Genomic DNA, 20106 nt, shown 5'->3' on the forward strand with positions numbered 1-20106 from the left:
AATATGAAATCATCTACTTCCGTTAAGTTATCAATAATGATGTTTCTCGAATTTTTTATTTGGGGAGGTTGGTTTGTAACTATGGGTTCTTTTCTAGGAAATAACTTAAGCGCATCTGGTGCAGAAACGGCAATGGCCTATTCTACACAATCTTGGGGAGCCATTATAGCACCTTTTATTATTGGATTAATAGCCGACCGTTTTTTTAATGCTGAAAAAATATTAGGTATACTTCATATAGTTGGTGCAGTTTTAATGTATTTAATGTCACAAACTACTGATTTTAGTGTGTTTTACCCTTATGTATTAGGTTATATGATTGCTTATATGCCAACTCTAGCATTAGTTAATTCGGTTGCTTTTAATCAAATGAATGATCCTGCAAAGCAATTCCCTCATGTAAGAGTATGGGGAACTGTAGGTTGGATTTTAGCAGGTTTAGTAATTAGCTTTGTCTTTAAATGGGATTCTATTGAGAATATAGCTAATGGTATGTTGTCTAATACATTTTTAATGGTGTCAATTGCTTCAGCTATTTTAGGTATTTTTAGTTTTATACTACCAAAAACACCTCCAAGTATTTCTAAAGATGATAAAGTAGGTCTATCAGATATTTTAGGCTTAGATGCTTTAAAATTATTGAAGGATACTAACTTCTTAGTGTTCTTTATATCATCAGTTTTAATATGTATCCCTTTAGCATTTTACTATCAAAATATTAGTCCGTTTTTAACTGAGTATAAGGTAGAGAATTCTACCGCTTGGGCTTCATTAGGTCAAATGTCTGAAGTATTGTTTATGTTGTTGTTACCGTTCTTCTTTAAAAAGTATGGTTTCAAAAAAACGATTTTATTCGGAATGTTAGCTTGGGGAATTAGATATGTTCTGTTTGCATATGGTAATGCAGGAGATTTATTTTTTATGATTGTTCTAGGTATCGCTTTACATGGAATTTGCTATGATTTTTTCTTTGTTTCAGGTCAAATATATACGGATTCTAAAGCTGGTGAAAAAGTAAAAAGTGCAGCTCAGGGACTCATAACATTAGCAACTTATGGTGTAGGTATGTTAGTTGGATTTTGGGTAGCTGGACAAATTGTAGATAAAAATTTAATTAGTGAAGGTTTGCATAGTTGGAAAGATATTTGGGTATTCCCTGCAATTTTTGCAGGTGCAGTTATGCTTTTATTTGCTTTATTATTTAAAAACGAAAAAATAGAATATAAAGATTCATAAGTACATGAGTAATAAAATACGACTTGGCATTTTAGGTGGAGGTGGAGATTCGCTTATTGGAGTTTTACATAGAGTAGCATCTTCAATGTTCGATAGATATCAACTTGTTGGTGGATCTTTTAACCCTTCGTTAGATGAGAGCATCAAGTTTGCTAATCAGATTGGAATCCCAACAGATCAAGTTTATAAAGATTTAGATACACTAATCGAAAAAGAATTAGAACTTCCTGAAGATAAACGAATTGAAGTTGTGTCTATTCTAACTCCTAACTTTTTACATTTTCCAATGGCTAAAAAATTACTGGAAAATGGATTTAATGTCATTTGCGAAAAACCAATGACTACGACATATGAAGAGGCAAAAATTCTTCATGAGATACTTAAAAAATCTAGTACAGTTTTTGCAGTTACGTATACCTATACTGGTTATCCTATGGTACGTCAAATGCGACAAATGATTGCAAATGGTGACATCGGAAAAATTCAAAAAATTGATGCGCAATATTATCAAGGATGGATAAATTCCATAATTCACGATAAAGAACAACGCAAATCGACATGGAGATTAGATCCAGAAAAATCAGGTATTAGTTGCTGTATTGGTGATATTGGTACACATGCTTTTGATATGGTGGAGTATATGTCTGGCTTAAAAGTGAATTCAATATTAGCAGATTTAAATTACTTGTACGAAGACAACCAAATGGATATAGATGGTACTGTTTTAATTCATTGCGATAATGGTGTAAAAGGGGTTATTCGAGCTAGTCAGATAGCAACTGGGGAAGAGAATAATTTTACAGTCCAAATATATGGTGATAAAGCCGGATTAAAATGGGAACAAGAGAATCCGAATTACCTCTACTTATTAGAAGATGGACAACCCTTACGTGTCCTTAAACCAGGTCATGGCTATAATAGTAAGCTATCTTTAGATGGTACAAAATTACCTCCAGGACATCCAGAAGGTATATTCGACTCAATGGGAAATATTTATAAAGGTGTAGCTAAAGCGATTAGAAATGAGACTTATGACCATGGTGAGTTTCCAACGATGATTGATGGTGTTCGTGGCATGAACTTTATTGAAAAGGCAGTTGAGTCGCATAAGGCCGGAAACGTATGGGTAGAAATAGATAAACATTAATTGAGCATGAAAACGATTAAAGGGCCTGCAGTATTTTTAGCGCAATTTATGGATGATAACGCTCCATTTAATTCTTTAGATGGACTTTGTCAATGGGCGAGTGATTTGGGTTATAAAGGTATACAGATACCAACGGACCCAAGTTTAATAGATTTAGGAAAGGCAGCTGAAAGTCAAACTTATTGTGATGAGTTTAAAGGAAAAATAAATTCCTATGGATTAGAAATCACCGAACTCTCAACACATCTTCAAGGGCAGTTGGTTGCTGTACATCCTGCATATGATATTATGTTCGATAATTTTGCACCAAATCATTGTAAAGGTAATCCTAAAGCGAGAACAGAATGGGCTACTCAGCAAGTAAAAGATGCTGCAACAGCAAGTCGAAGATTAGGACTGAATGCACATGCTACATTTTCAGGCTCACTTTTATGGCATACAATGCATCCATGGCCACAGCGACCTGATGGATTAGTTGAAATGGGTTTTGGAGAACTAGCAAAACGATGGCTACCAATTCTTAATCATTTTGATGAACAAGGTGTCGATGTTTGTTACGAAATTCACCCAGGTGAAGACTTGCACGATGGTGTAACTTTCGAGCGCTTTTTGGAAGCAACAAATAATCATAAACGTGTCAACATCTTATACGACCCTTCACATTTTGTATTGCAGCAACTAGATTATATTGAATATATAGACCATTATCACGAATTTATAAAAGCCTTTCATGTCAAAGATTCAGAATTTAAACCTACAGGTAAGAAAGGTATGTTTGGTGGCTATGGTGATTGGAAAGATCGTGCAGGACGCTATCGTTCGCCTGGAGACGGACAAGTAGATTTTAAAACAATTTTCACAAAGCTTACGGAATATGGTTGCGATGTTTGGGCAGTTATGGAATGGGAATGTTGTATTAAAAGTCCTGAACAAGGTGCACGAGAAGGTGTTAAGTTTATACAAGATCATATTATTGAAGCTACCGAAAAGCGTTTTGATGATTTTGCTGGAGCTGACGTAGATAAAGAACAATTAAGAAAAATACTAGGAATTTAAATAGCATAGAAATGAATAAATTTTTGATTTTAGGCCTTTGCCTTTTAACCTTTGCATCATGTAAAGAAAACAAAGAAAAAGAAGTGGAAAAAGACGTAATTGAAATAGTGGAGGAAGAAACTAGTAATGAATGGACGATTTTGTTTGATGGCACATCATTGGATAATTGGAGAGGCTATTTATCTGAAGAAATGCATCCAGAATGGACTATTGAGGATGGTGAAATGACTTTTACTCCTGGTGAAGAAGGAGGTAAAAATATTATCTCCAAAGACACGTATACAAATTTTATTTTGTCTTTAGAATGGAAGATATCTGAAGCAGGTAATAGCGGTATTTTTTGGGGAGTTTATGAAGATGAAAAATATACTGAAGCATATATGACAGGGCCAGAAATACAGGTTTTAGATAATGCTAAACATCCAGATTCCTTTGTTGCCGAAGGAACTCACAAAGCAGGTTCATTATATGATATGATAGCTTGTCCAGAAGAGCATATTAATCCTGCTGGAGAATGGAATCTTTGTGTTATTGAAGTAAATCAAGATGCCAACTTAGCTAAAGTGAGTATGAATGGTACTGAAGTTATGAGTTTTGCATTGCATGGAGAAGACTGGGGTAAAATGGTGGCGGACTCAAAGTTTAAAGATTGGGAAGGTTTTGGCAAATACAGAACGGGTCACATAGGGTTGCAAGACCATAGTGACAAGGTTTGGTATAGAAATATTAAAATAAAGAATCTAGACTAGACTAACTATATTTTCTAAGTTGAGCTTCCCAAGGTTGGAGTTCTGTTATGGAATGTAAAGCTTCAAGGTTTGAGATAATCAATTCGCTTGCGTTTAAATTTAATTCTAGATGCTTTACAGGTTGAACGTTATCACTAAAATTTAATAATATGATATAGTGATCATTTTCATCTGAGCGTGAATATATATATAGATTTTCATCATCTTCATTCATACACTCATAGTCACCATAAACCATTACTGTATTAGCTTTTCTAAATGCTATCATCTGTCTGTAAAAGTTTAGAATAGAATGGGCATTATTCTCTTGAGTCTCAACATTTATTGCTTCAAAATTAGGATTAACTTTTAACCATGGTGTGCCTTCTGAAAATCCTGAATTTTTAGTTTTATCCCATTGCATTGGTGTTCTTGCATTGTCTCTACTTTGTCTATGAACTAATTTTAAATAGTCTTTCATGTCCTCACCTCTAGCTATTGCTTCATTCCAACTACCTAAGGTTTCAACATCATTATAATCTTCGATAGAAGGGTAAGCAACATTAGTCATTCCTATCTCATCACCTTGATAAACATATACAGTGCCTCTGAGTGTGAATAAAAGCAACGCTAAAAGCTTTGCAGATTCGTTATGATATTTAGAATCATTCCCAAAGCGAGATACCATTCTAGAAAAGTCATGGTTACCTAAAAAGATACTTCCCCAACCTTTGTCTTTTAATTTGGTATCCCAATCATTAAATACTTTTTTAAATTTAGGAAGAGAAACATCAATTGGGTCGTATTTCCCTCCTGGACCATTGTCTATAAACATGTGGTCAAAGTGAAAAATCATATTAAGCTCATTTCTACTATCATCAACATAATCAAGGCCATTACTTAAATCAATACCAGGACCTTCACCAACGGTCATAATATCATATTTAGACAATACTTCTTTATTGAGTTCATTTAAATATTGATGAATTTTTGGTCCATTAGCATAATAGTTTTTAATAGTCTTACCATAATCTTCAGGATAAATACTATCGGGAAACTCGAGTTGTTTTGAGATTAAAGAAATCACATCCATTCTAAACCCGTCAACTCCTTTTTTACACCAGAAGTCTACAATATCATGTATTTCTTTACGCACTTTAGGATTCTCCCAATTTAAGTCTGGTTGTTTTTTAGTGAAAAGATGTAAGAAATATTCATTAGTAATATCATCTTTTTTCCAAGCCGAGCCACTAAAAAAGGATGTCCAATTATTTGGTGGGTTACTGTCTTTTGAGCTCTTCCAGAAATAGTAATCTCGATAAGGGTTGTCTTTAGATTTACGAGATTCTTTAAACCACTTGTGTTCATCAGAACTATGATTTAGTACTAAATCCATAACAAGTTTTAGGCCTCTTTGATGCATGCCTTTAAGTAAAAGATCAAAAGCTTCTGAACCGCCAAACTCTTTAGAAATAGCTTTGTAATCTGAAATATCATAACCATTATCATCATTAGGAGATTCATAAACGGGACAAAGCCAAATTATATCGACTCCTAGTGATTTGATATAATCAAGCTTTTCTATAATACCATAAATATCACCTAAACCATTCCCTGTTGTATCTTTAAAAGAGCGTGGATAAATTTGATACACTACTCCTTCTTTCCACCAAGTTCGTTTCATAAGTACTTTAAAAAGCTTTTAGGAAATAAGGTAGGTCGCTAATACCAAAATGACAATAAAGATACCTATTGGTTTAGTATATATCCATGGAGTCGTGTCAATGATTTCAGTAACTTCAGGAACATATATATCTTCGTCCTTTTTAGGCTTTACAAATCTAAATATTAGCATAATCACCATGTTAATAACAAACAGTATACCCATGATATGTAAGAAATGCGGATAAGCCTTAGCCTTTATAATTGCTAACTCATTTGCGTCTGTAATGCCATTAGCAGTAGCTTCTGTCATTGTAGTTTCTATAGTATTTGGTCCTAGATAGAGTAAACTAAATAAGTACATCAAAACACCAGCAACTAAAACTGTTTTGGCACCAATAGCTGGAACTTTTTTAGATATAATTCCTGTTAATACTACAGCTAAGATAGGAACACTTAAGCTTCCTAAAGCTTGTTGTATATAATCGAATAAACCTCCAGGAGCGTTAGCTATAAATGGGGCAATACTCATCCCGATTAGTGCAAGTATAAGTCCAGCAATTTTTCCAGCTTTTACAGATTGTTTTTCTGTTGCATTTTTATTAAAATTCTGCTTGTATAAATCTGAACCAAAAAGTGTTGCACTACTATTTAATAAACTGTTAAATGAACTTAATACGGCTCCAAATAATACAGCAGCAAAAAAGCCAATAAATGCAGTCGGCAAAACTTTTTTAACTAATGCAGGATATGCCTGATCTGCATTGTCTAAGTTTCCTTCAAAAACATGCCATGCAATAATACCTGGTAATACAACTATTACAGGAATTAAAAATTTCACAAATGCAGCCGCGATCATCCCTTTTTGTCCTTCGGCTAAATTCTTGGCACCAAATACACGTTGTAAAATAGACTGGTTAGTTCCCCAATAATAAATCTGAGCTATCATCATACCAGTGAAAATAGTTCCAAAGGGAATTGAAGACGTGACATCACCAACAGCATTAAATTTCTCAGGATTACTGTTCCATAATGTATTAAGACCATCCGTTACATTTCCATCACCAATAACACTTAGACCAAAAATTGGTATTAAAAGTCCACCAACTAGTAATCCGATTGCGTTAATTAAATCGGAAACTGCAACGGCTTTTAATCCTCCAAAAATGGCATAGATAATTCCAATAACACCTATACTCCAAACGCACAGCCAAATAACTCCAGATTGAGACATACCTAACAATTCCGGCAAGTCAAACATAGTGCTAAATGCTAATGATCCTGAATACAAAATAGTTGGTAATAAAACGATTCCGAATGCAATTAAAAATAGAACTGCAAGAATAGCTCTCGTCTGTTGATCAAAACGCCCCTCGATAAATTCTGGGATTGTTGTTATGCCAGAACGCATATATTTGGGTAAAAGAAAAATAGCTGTTACAACAATTGCAATAGCAGCAAGTGTTTCCCATGCCATAACTAAGATGCCTTCAGAAAATGCTTGACCATTAAGACCAACGATTTGTTCAGCAGATAGATTGGTTAGTAGTAATGAGCCAGCAATGGTTAATGCTCCTAGGCTTCTTCCACCAAGATAAAAACCATCAGCGGTTGATTCATCTGTTTTTCTTGTAGCATACCATGCAATAATGGCTACTAAAGCAGTAAAGCCAATAAAGGTTATAATTGATAACATATAAATTAGAAGTTAGTTAGTATAGCAATATATGAAAAACCAATTAAGGATAGTCTTTTTTCGTATTTGAGTTCCTTTAAAATAATCGAAAACGTTTTCGATTAAATTTTAAATTTGTTTTTTGTTGATAGGTTTGGAATAAGAAAAAGGGTTTGTAAATTTAATTTTCTGAACAAATTAAATATTTAAATTAAAAGCATGGAGGATGCGACTAAGAATATGGAAGCCCAATTTAATGGTGTAATGCTTAATGCATATCCAGATAGTATTGGAGAAAAATTAAGCGATACAATTAGAATGCTTCAAATGCCAGAGTTTAAAGATGCTTTTTCTTTGTTCTATATTTTGCCAACTTTTTTTAATAGTGATTTAGATAGAGGCTTTTCTATAGTAGATTATAATCTTAACGAAGAATTAGTTTCTGAAGATGATTTAGAAGCATTAGATAGATTAAATATTATGCTGAAATTTGATATTGTTTTAAATCATCTATCAATAGGTTCGCCACAGTTTAAAGATCTTTTAAAGCATGGTGAAAAATCTAAATACAAAGATTTTTTTATTAATTGGAATTCATTCTGGAAAGAAAACGGAACGATGAATGACAAGGGTATTATAATACCAGATGAGGTATTTTTGAATAAGCTTTTTATGAGAAAATCAGGATTACCAATACTAAATGTAGTTTTTCCTGATGGTTCCGAACAACCATACTGGAATACGTTTTATCAAAAAGTAAACTATAACAAACTTAGTAGTGAAGACTTAAAATCTGTAAGTGGATTAACGACTTCTCAGTCCGAATCTATTATAAATAGGGTCAATGAGAAAGTTGATGAATTAATGAGCTTTAACGATTTGGATTTAGGTGAAAATAATATATTTCAACCTGCTGTAATTCAAATTTTAAAAAGGAATAGATCATATCTAGGTCAAATGGATGTGAATGCAAAATCCGAGTTGGTTTGGTCTTTTTATGAAGAAACTCTTGCCAAATTAAAAAGATTTGGTTGTAAGATTTTAAGACTTGACGCTTTTGCTTACCTACATAAAGCTGTAGGTGAGTCTAACTTTTTTAATACTCCTGGTACTTGGAATCATTTAGAAAGAATTAAGAAGATTGCAGATGAAAATGAATTAATTCTATTGCCAGAAATCCATGCGGAATATGGTTCTTCTCTCCATGATGAAGTTGCAAAAAAAGGTTTTCAGATTTACGATTTTTTCTTACCTGGATTAATGATTCATACTTTAGAAAAAAAGTCAAGTACAGCACTTTTAAATTGGGCTCAGGAAATAGAAGATAAGAATTATCACGTTGTAAATATGTTGGGCTGTCACGATGGGATTCCAGTATTAGATCTAAAAGGAAAAGATGTAAACGGTAATTATTGTAAGGGATTATTAGAGGATAGTGAGATTGAAGATGTTATGAGTATAATCATAGAACGTGGAGGTAAGGTTAAGAATTTATATGGTCCAACCGGAAAGAAAATTTCTTATTATCAAGTTAACGCTACTTTCTTTAGTGCACTGGGAGAGGATCCTCAAAAATTAGTATTGGCTAGAGCAATACAATTATTTATGCCAGGTATTCCACAAATTTGGTATTTAGATATTTTTGAAGGTAAAAATAATTATAACGCTGTTGATAAAGCTGGTGAAGGAGGTCACAAAGAAATTAATCGTACAACATTAAAGATTGAAGACATAGAAAAAGCACTTCTAAGTGAACCAGTTTTAAAGCAATTAGATTTGATAAGGTTAAGAAATACGCATAGAGCATTTCAAGGTAATATTACTATTAATCAAAGTAAACCATCTACAATTGATTTTCTTTGGGAGAATAACCAGGATTTTGCGAGACTAAAAGTAGATTTAAATCTATTGATTTTTGATATTAGTTATTCCAAATAATTCTACTAAAAATAAAAACCCAATTTATAAATTTAGTTTTTATTTTTAGTACATAATTAATTTATAAACTAACCACCAACAACTTCAATAGGATATAATTGATTACCAGTTTGAGTAATTTCTAAGTTTGGTATAAAGTATTCATAACCAATAACTTGATTACGGCCACGATCTATAAAGGCTACTTGTTGATTATCATCATAAACAATAATTATTCTTAATTACTTTTAATAATAAAAGACGTTGAAATAACAATTTTTTTAATAATTTCATTACAAAATTGTATTTTATCTTTTGTTTATGTTTTAAAACCAAAAAACCCGATTCAATTGAATCGGGTTTTTGATGGTGGTGCCTCCAGGAATCGAACCAGGGACACAAGGATTTTCAGTCCTTTGCTCTACCAACTGAGCTAAGGCACCAATTGCTTAATTAAGCGGGTGCAAATATATATGCAATTTTATTATTCTCAAAAATAAACTTGTAAAATTTGATTTTATAAATTTGTAAACTAGAAATAGTTTATGAATCTTATCGTTGATGTTGGAAATACCTATGTAAAGTTTGCCATTTATATAAAGGCAGAGTTAATTTATAAAACGAGTTTTAAACTTTCAGAGTTAAAAAAAGAATATAAATTATTGAAAAAGGATTTTCCTAAATTAAAATCTGCTATTATTTCTTCTGTAGGACGTTTGTCTAATAAGCAAATAGAAGTTATTGGTGACGACTTAAAAGTTGTAGAATTAAATTCTAAAACAAAAGTCCCTTTTAATAACTTATATAAAACACCAAAAACTTTAGGAGTAGACCGTGTAGCATTAGTTAGTGCATCTGTTGACCAGTTTCCTGATGAAAATGTATTAATTATAGACGCAGGTACATGTATTACCTACGATTTTATAACCGATAAGAATGACTATTTAGGAGGAGCAATTTCACCAGGAATTAGATTGAGATATAAAACTCTTAATAATTTAACAGCAAATCTCCCGTTATTAGATACTAACCAACCAAAAACAATAATTGGAGACTCTACAGAATCATCGATTCATTCTGGTGTTGTATTTGGTGTTATTAAAGAAATTGATGGTGTTATCGACCAATATCTTCAAGAATACCCAGATTTAACAGTTATTTTAACAGGAGGCGATGCTAAATTTTTGTCAAACCAATTAAAAAATAGCATATTTGCGAATTCAAATTTCCTATTGGAAGGTTTGAATTTTATTCTAGATTATAACAAAAAATAATGATAAAACGTCTCATTGTAATTTGTATTACAATTATTAGTTCTAGTGTTTATGGCCAAACCGGAACAGCATCTCCATACTCTTTTTATGGTATAGGTAGTCTTAAGTTTAAAGGGACTGTAGAAAATAGAAGTATGGGAGGAATTAGTGTGTATTTAGATAGTATACACATAAACCTTAGGAATCCTGCGGCTTATGCAGGTAAAAATCTAAATGGATTAAATTTTGATGGCGAAAGTAGACCAGTGAAATTTTCAATTGCTGGTACCGCTTCAAATTCTACATTAAAGAGTAACTCAGGCGAAGCAAAGACAAATAGTTCTACTGTCGATTATTTAGCCATGTCTGTACCAATTGGAAAATTTGGTTTTGGTTTTGGACTATTGCCTTATACTTCTGTAGGATATAAACTCGATGATTTTAATGATGATGACAGATTGTTAAATCGTTACTTTGGGGAAGGAGGAATTAATAAAGTGTTTGCTGGTTTCGGTTATCAAATATCAGATAAATTAAGTATTGGGGTAGATTTTAATTATAATTTCGGAAATATCCAAAATGCAGCAATTGGTGTTGGTTATACTCCAGAAGGTGATCCGGTAGATTATCAAACAAGAGAGCTTAATAGATCTGATTTAAGTGGATTAAATTTTAATTTTGGGTTTGCATATAAAACGATGGTTTCGGATAAATTAGAATTATCGGCAACAGCAACATATTCTCCAGAGAGCAAGCTTAATTCTGAAAATAGAAGAGCCTTTTCAACAGTGACACTAGATGGAACTACATTTGATGTTACAAGTATAAGAAATACCATAGATGTAGATTTAGGTGCTTTAGACCTTGAAACTTCTAAATTAACTTTACCTTCAACTTTATCTTTTGGTGCAGGTTTAGGGAAACCAAAATCATGGTTTGTAGGTGCTGAGTATACATTACAGAATACAAGTGATTTTTCTAACCCTATATTTAATAATGAAATTTCTGCCTTTGAGAATGCGTCACAATTTGCTGTAGGTGGATTCTTTATTCCAGATTATAACGCTTTTTCAGGTTACTATAAACGTATAGTATACAGAGCAGGTTTTAACTTTGCGAATACAGGTTTAGTAATAAAAGATGAATCAATTAAGGAGTTTGGCATATCTTTTGGTTTAGGTTTACCAGTTGGAAATCGCAGTTTATTTTCTAATGCTAATTTAGGTTTAGAATTTGGACAACGAGGAACAACTAATAAAAACTTAATCCAAGAGAATTTTGTAAACTTAAATGTAAGTTTATCTTTAAACTCTAGATGGTTTAAACAAAGGAAGTATAACTAACAATAATAATAAAATGAAGACGAGAATTACTACACTGCTACTGGCACTTTTTGTGAGTTTCAACGTAGGTTTTGCTCAGCAAGATGAGGAATGTATGAACAATCTATCAATTTTTGATAGCTATGTAAAAAGCAAGAAATACGATGATGCTTATGGACCATGGAAAATTGTGCGTAACAAATGTCCAAGATTTAACAGAGCTATTTATGCTCATGGAGAAAAGATATTAAAGCACAAGATTGAAAACTCTACTGGAGCAGATCAAATAGCACATATCAATGATTTAATGTTATTGTTCGATCAAAGTAGAGAGCATTTTGCTTCTAAATATGATCTTGGTGAAATTTTAATTGATAAAGCTAACTTATCATATAAGTACAAAAAAGAACTAGGTAAGACTAATGATCAATTGTATAACATGTTCGATGATGCTGCTCAGAAGGATCCTAAAAACTTCACTAACGCTAAAGGGCTTTATACGTATTTCTCACTTATAGTTGATCTGTTTGATGGTGGTAAAAAAGAAGCTCAACAAATGTTCGATAAGTACGATGATGTTATTGAAATGATAGAGGCTATAGAGACGACTTATACAGAAAAGTTAAATAAATTAGTATCTAAAGAAGAAGCAGGGACTGATCTTACAAAGAAAGAGTTGAAGTACAAGAAAAATTACGAAGCTAATTTGAAAGCATTTGAGACCGTAAAATCTAGTATGGATCAAAAGCTTGGTAAGAGAGCAACTTGTGAGGTTTTAGTACCATTATATCAAAAAGATTTCGAAGAGAATAAAAATAACGGTGTTTGGTTACAACGTGCAATGAACAGAATGTACGCTAAAGGTTGTAAAGAAGATCCTTTATTCTTAAAGTTAGTAGAACAAAAGAATAGTATAGAGCCTAGCGCAGATACAGCATACTACCTTTATTTACTTACTGACGAACAAAAATATTTAGATCAAACAATTTCTTTGTCAACAGATCCTTTAAGAAAGGCAAAACTTTACAAGGGATTGGCTAATGATCTTAAATCTAAAGGTAGATATGGTAAAGCAAGACAATATTATAACGAAGCTTTAAAATTAAATCCTTCAGATGGTTCTCCTTATTTAGCAATTGCCGCTATGTACGCGAAGAGTGCTAACAATTGTGGAGATAGTAACTTTAATAAGAGAGCTGTATTCTGGTTAGCAGCTAATACTGCAGAAAGAGCAGGTAGAGTAGATGGACGTTTAAGGTCTGCAGCAGCAAGAACTGCTACGAGTTATAGAACTAGTGCTCCATCTAAATCAGACATTTTCTCTGCAGGAAACAAAGGGCAAACCATTAAAATTGGATGTTGGATTCAGCGTTCAGTTAAGGTCCCAGGTTAATGATAAAAAAGAAATTACATATCATAAAAAACATAGTCACAGCAATTGCTGTGACTATGTTTTTTTCATGTAATAATGATTTTGATGAAGTTCAGAAGGTTGGTATACTTCAAAATCAACCAATTGGTGAAGCCGAAAACATTGATTTAAAATATACGGAACTTAAGAATGATACCGTAAAGCTTCAAGCCAACCTAATTAGTCCCAAGATGCTAGATTATTCAAATAGGGATTTTGCGTTTTCTGAATTTCCAGACGGTCTTAAGCTTAAGATTTACGATGATGATAATAATATGACTACGATCACATCACGATATGCTATATTCTATTCAGAAACAGATCTAATCGACTTAAGGGGTAATGTGGTTATTGCAACGTACACAAAAGACACCTTATTTACAGAACAGCTTTATTATAGTGAAAAAATGGAATGGGTGTTTACCAATCAACCATTTTACTATAAGCAAACTATAGGATTTACAAAAGGAAATGGATTCGACGCTGATAAAGATTTTAATAACTTCCAGATGTTAGAAATGGGAGGAGATTTTGAACTCGATAATTGATTACCTTTGTGTAATAAATATTTTTATTTCCCATGAAACAATTACTAGGTCTATTTCAATATGTGTATTTAATTTTTGCGGCACTTTTTCTTTGGGATGCTATATCTAATTGGTCAATTGAAAGAAGTCGTTCTTATATGTCGTTACTTTTTGTAGCGCTTGCAATTTTCATGTTTTTCTTCAGAAAACGTTTCAGAAAAAAGTTTGAAGACAGAAACCAACAGTAATACATGACTGTAGATATAATCATTATTATAACTACACTGATACTTTCTGCCTTTTTTTCGGGTATGGAAATAGCTTATGTTTCATCCAATAAAATTCATATAGAATTAGAGAAGAAACAAGGTGATTTTTTAGGGAGAATTCTAGATAAACTTACAGCAAAACCATCTAAATATATTGCTACTATGCTTATTGGTAATAATATAGCCTTAGTTATTTATGGTTTTAAAATGGGTGATGTCTTGGTGCAATGGTTTCAATCCATTTTACCTTCAGATAATAGTGTGCTTATATTTTTGTTAGATGATTGGCAGCTTTTAACTCAAACCGTAATCTCTACTCTTGTTATTCTGGTAACTGCGGAGTTTTTACCTAAAGTATTCTTTCAAATCTATGCAAATACATTATTGAAGGTTTTAGCTTTACCTACATACATATGTTATATCATTTTTTCTTGGGTTTCGGATTTTGTACTATGGATTTCCGATGCTGTTTTAAAATATATATTTAAAGCTTCTGGAGAAGATGTCGCTTTAGCTATGACCAAAGTTGAATTAGGGAATTATATAAGCGAACAAATGGAATCTGTTGAAGACCATGAGGATGTAGATAGTGAGATTCAAATTTTTCAGAATGCGCTAGAATTTTCAGAAGTGAAAGCACGAGAAGTTATGGTACCTCGTACAGAAATCACTGCAGTTGATATTTCTGAGTCTATTGAAAACTTAAGTCAATTGTTTATTGAAACTGGTAGGACAAAAATTATTGTTTACAAAAATAATATTGATGATATCTTAGGTTATGTACATGCATTTGAGTTATTTAAAAAACCTAAAACAATAAAATCAATCATCATTCCGATTGGTTTTGTTCCAGAAACTATACTAGTTAAAGACGTACTGAATATTCTGACTAAAAAACGTAGAAGTATGGCTGTAGTTATAGATGAGTATGGCGGAACTTCCGGCATAATGACTGTTGAAGATATTATAGAAGAGTTATTTGGAGAAATTGAAGATGAGCATGATACTATAGAAATGATTGAAGAACAAACGAGTGAAAGTTCGTTTAAATTTTCTGCACGCCTAGAGGTAGATTATATTAATGAAACTTACAAGCTAAATCTTCCGGAAAGTGAAAACTATGAAACTTTAGGAGGTCTAATTGTTAATGCTACTGAAGAAATTCCTCAAGAAAATGAAGATGTGCAAATAGATAATTTTAAGTTTACAATCGCAGAGGTATCTTCAACAAAAATAGATGTAGTTCTTTTAAAAATACTCGAAGTAGATTAGTATACCATCAACTCTTATAAAAACTACACTTCTCCTTTTATTATTTACTAGAAAATACTATTTTCGCAGACTTATTTATACCAAATAAAGACTAGATAAAAAGACTATGGCAGTTTTAAATAAAATTAGACAACGTTCACTGATACTGATATTAGTAATCGCATTAGCATTATTTTCATTTGTAATTGGTGATTTATTCAAAAATTCTGATGCCTTAACTGGTGGTGCACAAGATGTTGTTGCTACTATTAATGGAAAAGATATTAATCGTACAGATTTTCAACAAAAGGTGAAAAACTATCAGGATAGATCTGGTGGAAGACAGACGTCTACACAGTCTATGAATGCGATTTATAATCAAGAGCTACGTAAAATTGTTTTACAATCAGAATTTGACGAATTAGGATTGTCTGTAGAGAAAGATGAAATGAGAGATTTATTGAAGACCAGTTTTTCTTCTTATCCAGAATTTCAAGATGAGAATGGTCTTTTTGATGTAAATAAATTAAACGGTTTTATCGCTAACTTAAAAGATTTACAAGGTGCTAATCCAGATACAGCCCCTTTAGGAAACTTCTTGGTGAATTATGATAGTTGGACTAATAATGAGCAAACAATTGCTGCAAATGCTGTTCAACAAACGTATTACAATATGATAAAAGCTGGAGTTGGTACAACGATAGCTGAAGCTGAAGATGATTATTTTGGTGACTCTAAGACTGTAGATGTTCGTTATGTACAAGTCCCTTATACAAGTATAGCAGATAGTTTAGTTGAGGTGACTAAAAGCGATATAAAAGCTTACATGAAAGACCACGAAGAAAAATTCAAAGCGGATGCTTCTAGAGAAGTAGTTTATGTTGAATTTAAAGAGGAGGCGTCTAAAGCTGATGAAGATAAAATTAAAGCAGACTTGCTAGATTTAAAAAACGATAAAGTAGAATATAACAAAGTTTCAAAACTCAATGACACCATTCCGGGTTTAAACAATGTTAAAGATGTTGAGGAATTTGTAAATTCTTATTCTGATGTAAAATATGATAATTCATTTTGGAGAGCCGCACAATTACCAGCTGTTGCAAAAGACACGTTAATGAAGTTGAGTGTCGGTGATTATTTTGGCCCTTATAAAGAAGGTGAATATTATAATTTATCTAAGGTTATTGCAACGAAGCAATTACCAGACTCAGTGAAAGTACGTCATATCTTAATTCCTTTTGCTGGTGGACAAAGAGCAGATGCATCTATTACTAAAACACCAGAACAAGCAAAAACTACTGCAGATAGTATTTTAGCTCAAATTAACAGTGGAAAGCGATTTATGGACTTATTAGAATTATCTTCTGATAAAGTAAGTAATGAAAGTGATGGTGAAATAGAGTTTGCATACAATGCAGGTATGGCACCAGAGTTTAAAGCTTTTTCTTTCGATAATAAAATAGGTGATGTTGATGTAGTTGGTACATCTTTTGGTTATCATGTTATCGAAATATTAGAACAAAAGAGTTTTAGTAAAACAGTGCAATTGGCAACTATAGCTGATAAAATTGAGCCATCAGACCAAACCTTAAGTGATGTATTCAATAAAATGTCTAAATTCGAAATAGCTGCTAAAGATGCTGATTTCAATGAATTGGCACAAGAGCGTGAATTAACAGTAAAGCCAATTACATTTAAAGAATTGGACGAGAATATACCAGGTTTAGGAAGTCAAAGAGAAGTAGTACGTTGGTCATTTGATGATGATACTGATGTTGGTGATTACAAAAATTTTGCAATATCTAATTTTGGGTTTATTGTAGCTAAAGTAATCGAGAAAAAAGAAGAAGGGCTAATGAGTGTTGAAGATGCTTCTATAACAGCTATACCAGAAATAAGAAAAGAGAAGAAGGCGAAAATGATTCGTGATAAGATTTCTGCGACAACCTTAGCAGATATATCTAAAAATCAAGGGCAAGGTACAAGAACCGCATCTGCAGTAACTTTAAAGAATACAACTTTATCTGGTGCAGGTGTTGAGCCTAAAGTAGTGGGAGCTGTGTTTGGATTAGCTGAAGGGGCAACGTCTAAACCAATTGACGGTGATAAAGGTGTTTATGTTGTTGAGGTGACAAAAATCAACGAAGCGACTAAACTAGATAACTATTCTGCAATAATGAGTAGATTAAGCACTGAGCGAAGAAATGCAGTACAAACTAAAGTGTACCAAGCATTAGAGAAGGCTGCTGATATTGAAGATAACAGAGCAAAGACAGTTTATTAATATACCTTTTAAAATATATTTTGGAAGAAGGCTTTACAGAAATGTGAAGCCTCTTTTAGTTTAGAACCATTTCCGAATACGGAATAACAATATCAAAACCTTTTGAATTAAAATAAGATGTTGGGTTATCTTCAGATGTTACTAAAACAAAATCTCCGCCCCAAGCACCTAAACTTTTAATGGATCCATTATGATCCTTGAAAAGTCGCGACTTAATAGTTTCTTGTTGAATTAAATTGGAGATTATATTTTCATGTGAGTTAATAAGCTTTTCAAATTCAGAAAGTGAATTACAAGTTGTCATAGCCTCTGTAATCATATTAATTTCGCCTAAAGTTTCATTGGTAATTTTAGCGTTCTTTTTATAGGCTGAAATGCCATCTCTACTATTTTGTTTTTGATTAAGATATACAAAGTAAAGTTGTGATTTAAAACTAGGATTAAACTCTTTAGCTTCGACTAATGGTTTCTGACTATATCTTAATTGATATGATATTGGTGTATTGTTTTGAGCACATGCAATATCATAACCACTACCTTTAAATGTTTTTTCTAAGAGCTTGTATGCATCTACTTTTGCCCAATCTGCAATGTTATTGATAAGTGTTGATGAGGTGCCCAAACCCCAAAGTCGATTAAAATCTTGGTGAGTTGTAATTGTATAACCTTGTTTAGTATTTAAAAATTCGGGATTCAAACCATATGTTGCTTTTAAGATTTGAATTAATCTTTTAGAAATATCTGTAAAGTTTTTTGCTTTTAGGCTTAAACTATTTGAAGCTTTAGTTATTAAGAATTCATCTTCAAACCAAAGTTGATTTAATTCATTATGACTTTTCCAGACAATGGTATTTAAATTATTAGTTTCAATGTTTAAACTCTGCCCATATTTTGTTGGGATAGCTAATGCTTTTGCACCATCTAAGACTACATATTCTCCTGTAAGTAATAATTTACCGTTACTTCTAAATGTTCCCAAATTTAATTTCTTAGATTTTCAATAGCTTCAACAACAGCGCTATGTGTCACTATATTGGTTTTAAAATGCGTTACCAATTTTGATTTTTCTTCTGCTGTTGCTTCAAACTGATTTAAAATATTCATCAGATGCATCTTCATATGACCTTCTTGAATGCCAGTTGTTGTTAATGACTTTACGGCACCAAAATTTTGTGCCAATCCCGCAACTGCAACAATTTTCATCAAGTCTTTTGCTTTTGGCTTTTCTAACATTTCTAATGAAAACTTTACTAAAGGGTGCAAACTAGTTAAACCTCCTACAGTTCCTAAAGCTAATGGAATTTCAATCCAGAATTTAAAAGTGTCATTTTCAATAGAACAATGAGTTAGACTAGAGTACTTATTGTCTTTTGCAGCATAAGCATGGACTCCAGCTTCAACGGCTCTAAAATCATTTCCTGTTGCTAATACTACTGCATCAATGCCATTCATAATGCCTTTGTTGTGTGTTACAGCTCTAAAAGGTTCAACTTCTGCAATATTAATTGCTTGTTTAAATTTCTCTGCAAAGATTCCAGGATCAGAAATATCTTTACTTTTTAAGTCAGAAATTGGACATGAGACTTCGGCTCTAACAATGCAATTAGGTACATAATTTGAGAGAATACTCATCACTATATCTAGCGGGTTTTCTAAATGTATATCTGCTTCAGCTTTAAACGTACTTGCAAATTGCTCTAAGCAAGAGTTGATAAAATTTGCTCCCATAGCATCCAAAGTTTCAAACGTAGCATGCAATTGGTAATAGTGGTCTAAATCTTCAGACTTATTTCGTAACTCAATATTTAAAATACCTCCTCCACGACGTTCCATATTTTTAGTAATATGAGAAGTTGAGGAGATTAACTTTGGTTTTATGGTATCAAAAAAACTTTCTAATTGTTTAAAATCACCTTTGAATATAAAGTGAACTTGGCCTATTTTTTCAGTCGAGATTACTTCAGCTTTAAACCCACCTCTGTCATACCAAAATTTTGCAGCCTTACTAGCTGCCGCAACTACAGAACTTTCTTCTATAGCCATAGGAATGGTAAATAGTTTATTATTTATTAAAAAGTTAGGAGCGACACCCAGTGGTAAATAATAATTAGTTATTGTATTTTCGATGAACTCATCGTGTAATTTTTGTAGTTTTTCATCTGAATTCCAATACTGCTTTACTAGTGTTCGAGCATTGTCTTTATTAGTGAAATACGAGTCTAAAAGCCATTCAATCTTTTCAGATTTTGTTAGCTTAGAAAAGCCAGAAATAGCGTTTGGCATATTTATTATAAATTTTAAGTGTAAAGATACTTAGGATTGGCATAAAATGTGTGCATTAGCTATCATTAATTGCGGATTTACTGTT

The 20106-nt window shown here is 32.4% G+C and carries 16 protein-coding genes and 1 tRNA gene; 12 read left to right on the forward strand and 5 right to left on the reverse strand.

The window, feature by feature from the left end:
• Window positions 1-3 precede the first annotated feature (3 nt).
• The 4 genes from WPG_RS09275 to WPG_RS09290 are packed head-to-tail and all read left to right on the forward strand — an operon-like array spanning window position 4 to window position 4188.
• Entirely contained in the window at window positions 4-1236 is a 1233-nt protein-coding gene (locus WPG_RS09275; RefSeq protein WP_045471662.1) for a nucleoside permease, read from the forward strand.
• Window positions 1237-1240: 4 nt separating this feature from the next.
• Complete coding sequence (locus WPG_RS09280) at window positions 1241-2383, forward strand: Gfo/Idh/MocA family protein (protein ID WP_045471665.1); 1143 nt, start codon at window positions 1241-1243, stop codon at window positions 2381-2383.
• Window positions 2384-2389: 6 nt separating this feature from the next.
• Complete coding sequence (locus tag WPG_RS09285; protein ID WP_045471667.1) at window positions 2390-3439, forward strand: sugar phosphate isomerase/epimerase family protein; 1050 nt, start codon at window positions 2390-2392, stop codon at window positions 3437-3439.
• A gap of 11 nt (window positions 3440-3450) precedes the next feature.
• Window positions 3451-4188 carry a DUF1080 domain-containing protein gene (locus WPG_RS09290; RefSeq protein ID WP_045471669.1) on the forward strand — a complete coding sequence of 246 codons (738 nt, stop codon included), beginning with the start codon at window positions 3451-3453 and terminating at the stop codon, window positions 4186-4188.
• A 1-nt stretch (window position 4189) separates the two neighbouring features.
• Here the strand turns inward: WPG_RS09290 and WPG_RS09295 are convergent, their stop codons facing one another.
• Entirely contained in the window at window positions 4190-5851 is a 1662-nt protein-coding gene (locus WPG_RS09295) for a glycoside hydrolase family 13 protein (protein WP_045471671.1), read from the reverse strand.
• Between the two features lie 18 nt (window positions 5852-5869).
• The gene (locus WPG_RS09300) at window positions 5870-7525 is read right to left on the reverse strand and encodes a solute:sodium symporter family transporter (protein WP_045471672.1); all 1656 of its coding nucleotides are present in this window, start codon (window positions 7523-7525) and stop codon (window positions 5870-5872) included.
• 198 nt (window positions 7526-7723) lie between these two features.
• Between WPG_RS09300 and WPG_RS09305 the strand changes: the two genes are divergently transcribed.
• On the forward strand, window positions 7724-9442 hold the full coding sequence (locus WPG_RS09305; RefSeq protein WP_045471674.1) for a glycosidase: 1719 nt from the start codon (window positions 7724-7726) through the stop codon (window positions 9440-9442).
• Between the two features lie 346 nt (window positions 9443-9788).
• Here WPG_RS09305 and WPG_RS09310 read toward each other — a convergent pair.
• Window positions 9789-9864, reverse strand: a tRNA-Phe gene (locus tag WPG_RS09310).
• A 102-nt stretch (window positions 9865-9966) separates the two neighbouring features.
• Here WPG_RS09310 and WPG_RS09315 point away from each other — a divergent pair.
• The 7 genes from WPG_RS09315 to WPG_RS09345 all read left to right on the forward strand — a co-directional run bounded on the left by WPG_RS09315 (window position 9967) and on the right by WPG_RS09345 (window position 17738).
• Window positions 9967-10695 (forward strand): type III pantothenate kinase, encoded by a 729-nt coding sequence (locus tag WPG_RS09315; protein ID WP_045471677.1) that lies wholly within the window; start codon window positions 9967-9969, stop codon window positions 10693-10695.
• Window positions 10695-12017: an outer membrane protein transport protein gene (locus tag WPG_RS09320; RefSeq protein WP_045471680.1), complete on the forward strand. Its 1323-nt coding sequence runs from the start codon at window positions 10695-10697 to the stop codon at window positions 12015-12017. Before WPG_RS09315 ends, WPG_RS09320 begins: the two co-directional genes overlap by 1 nt.
• 13 nt (window positions 12018-12030) lie before the next feature.
• A complete protein-coding gene (locus WPG_RS09325) occupies window positions 12031-13389 on the forward strand; it encodes a tetratricopeptide repeat protein (protein WP_045471684.1) in 1359 nt (452 codons plus the stop codon).
• On the forward strand, window positions 13389-13955 hold the full coding sequence (lptC, locus tag WPG_RS09330) for an LPS export ABC transporter periplasmic protein LptC (RefSeq protein ID WP_045471690.1): 567 nt from the start codon (window positions 13389-13391) through the stop codon (window positions 13953-13955). The genes WPG_RS09325 and lptC overlap by 1 nt, the downstream gene beginning before the upstream one ends.
• A 32-nt stretch (window positions 13956-13987) precedes the next feature.
• Window positions 13988-14182 (forward strand): hypothetical protein, encoded by a 195-nt coding sequence (locus WPG_RS09335; RefSeq protein ID WP_045471693.1) that lies wholly within the window; start codon window positions 13988-13990, stop codon window positions 14180-14182.
• A 3-nt stretch (window positions 14183-14185) separates the two neighbouring features.
• Complete coding sequence (locus WPG_RS09340; RefSeq protein WP_045471696.1) at window positions 14186-15475, forward strand: hemolysin family protein; 1290 nt, start codon at window positions 14186-14188, stop codon at window positions 15473-15475.
• Window positions 15476-15581: 106 nt separating this feature from the next.
• The gene (locus WPG_RS09345) at window positions 15582-17738 is read left to right on the forward strand and encodes a SurA N-terminal domain-containing protein (RefSeq protein WP_045471699.1); all 2157 of its coding nucleotides are present in this window, start codon (window positions 15582-15584) and stop codon (window positions 17736-17738) included.
• Window positions 17739-17793: 55 nt separating this feature from the next.
• On the opposite strand, the gene WPG_RS09350 is transcribed toward WPG_RS09345, so the two are convergent.
• Both WPG_RS09350 and WPG_RS09355 read right to left on the reverse strand, forming a co-directional pair.
• Window positions 17794-18717 (reverse strand): GYDIA family GHMP kinase, encoded by a 924-nt coding sequence (locus WPG_RS09350; protein WP_045471702.1) that lies wholly within the window; start codon window positions 18715-18717, stop codon window positions 17794-17796.
• A 2-nt stretch (window positions 18718-18719) separates the two neighbouring features.
• Window positions 18720-20021 carry a hydroxymethylglutaryl-CoA reductase, degradative gene (locus WPG_RS09355; RefSeq protein ID WP_045471705.1) on the reverse strand — a complete coding sequence of 434 codons (1302 nt, stop codon included), beginning with the start codon at window positions 20019-20021 and terminating at the stop codon, window positions 18720-18722.
• Window positions 20022-20106 lie beyond the last annotated feature (85 nt).

Source organism: Winogradskyella sp. PG-2 (assembly GCF_000828715.1).
GTDB lineage: Bacteria > Bacteroidota > Bacteroidia > Flavobacteriales > Flavobacteriaceae > Winogradskyella.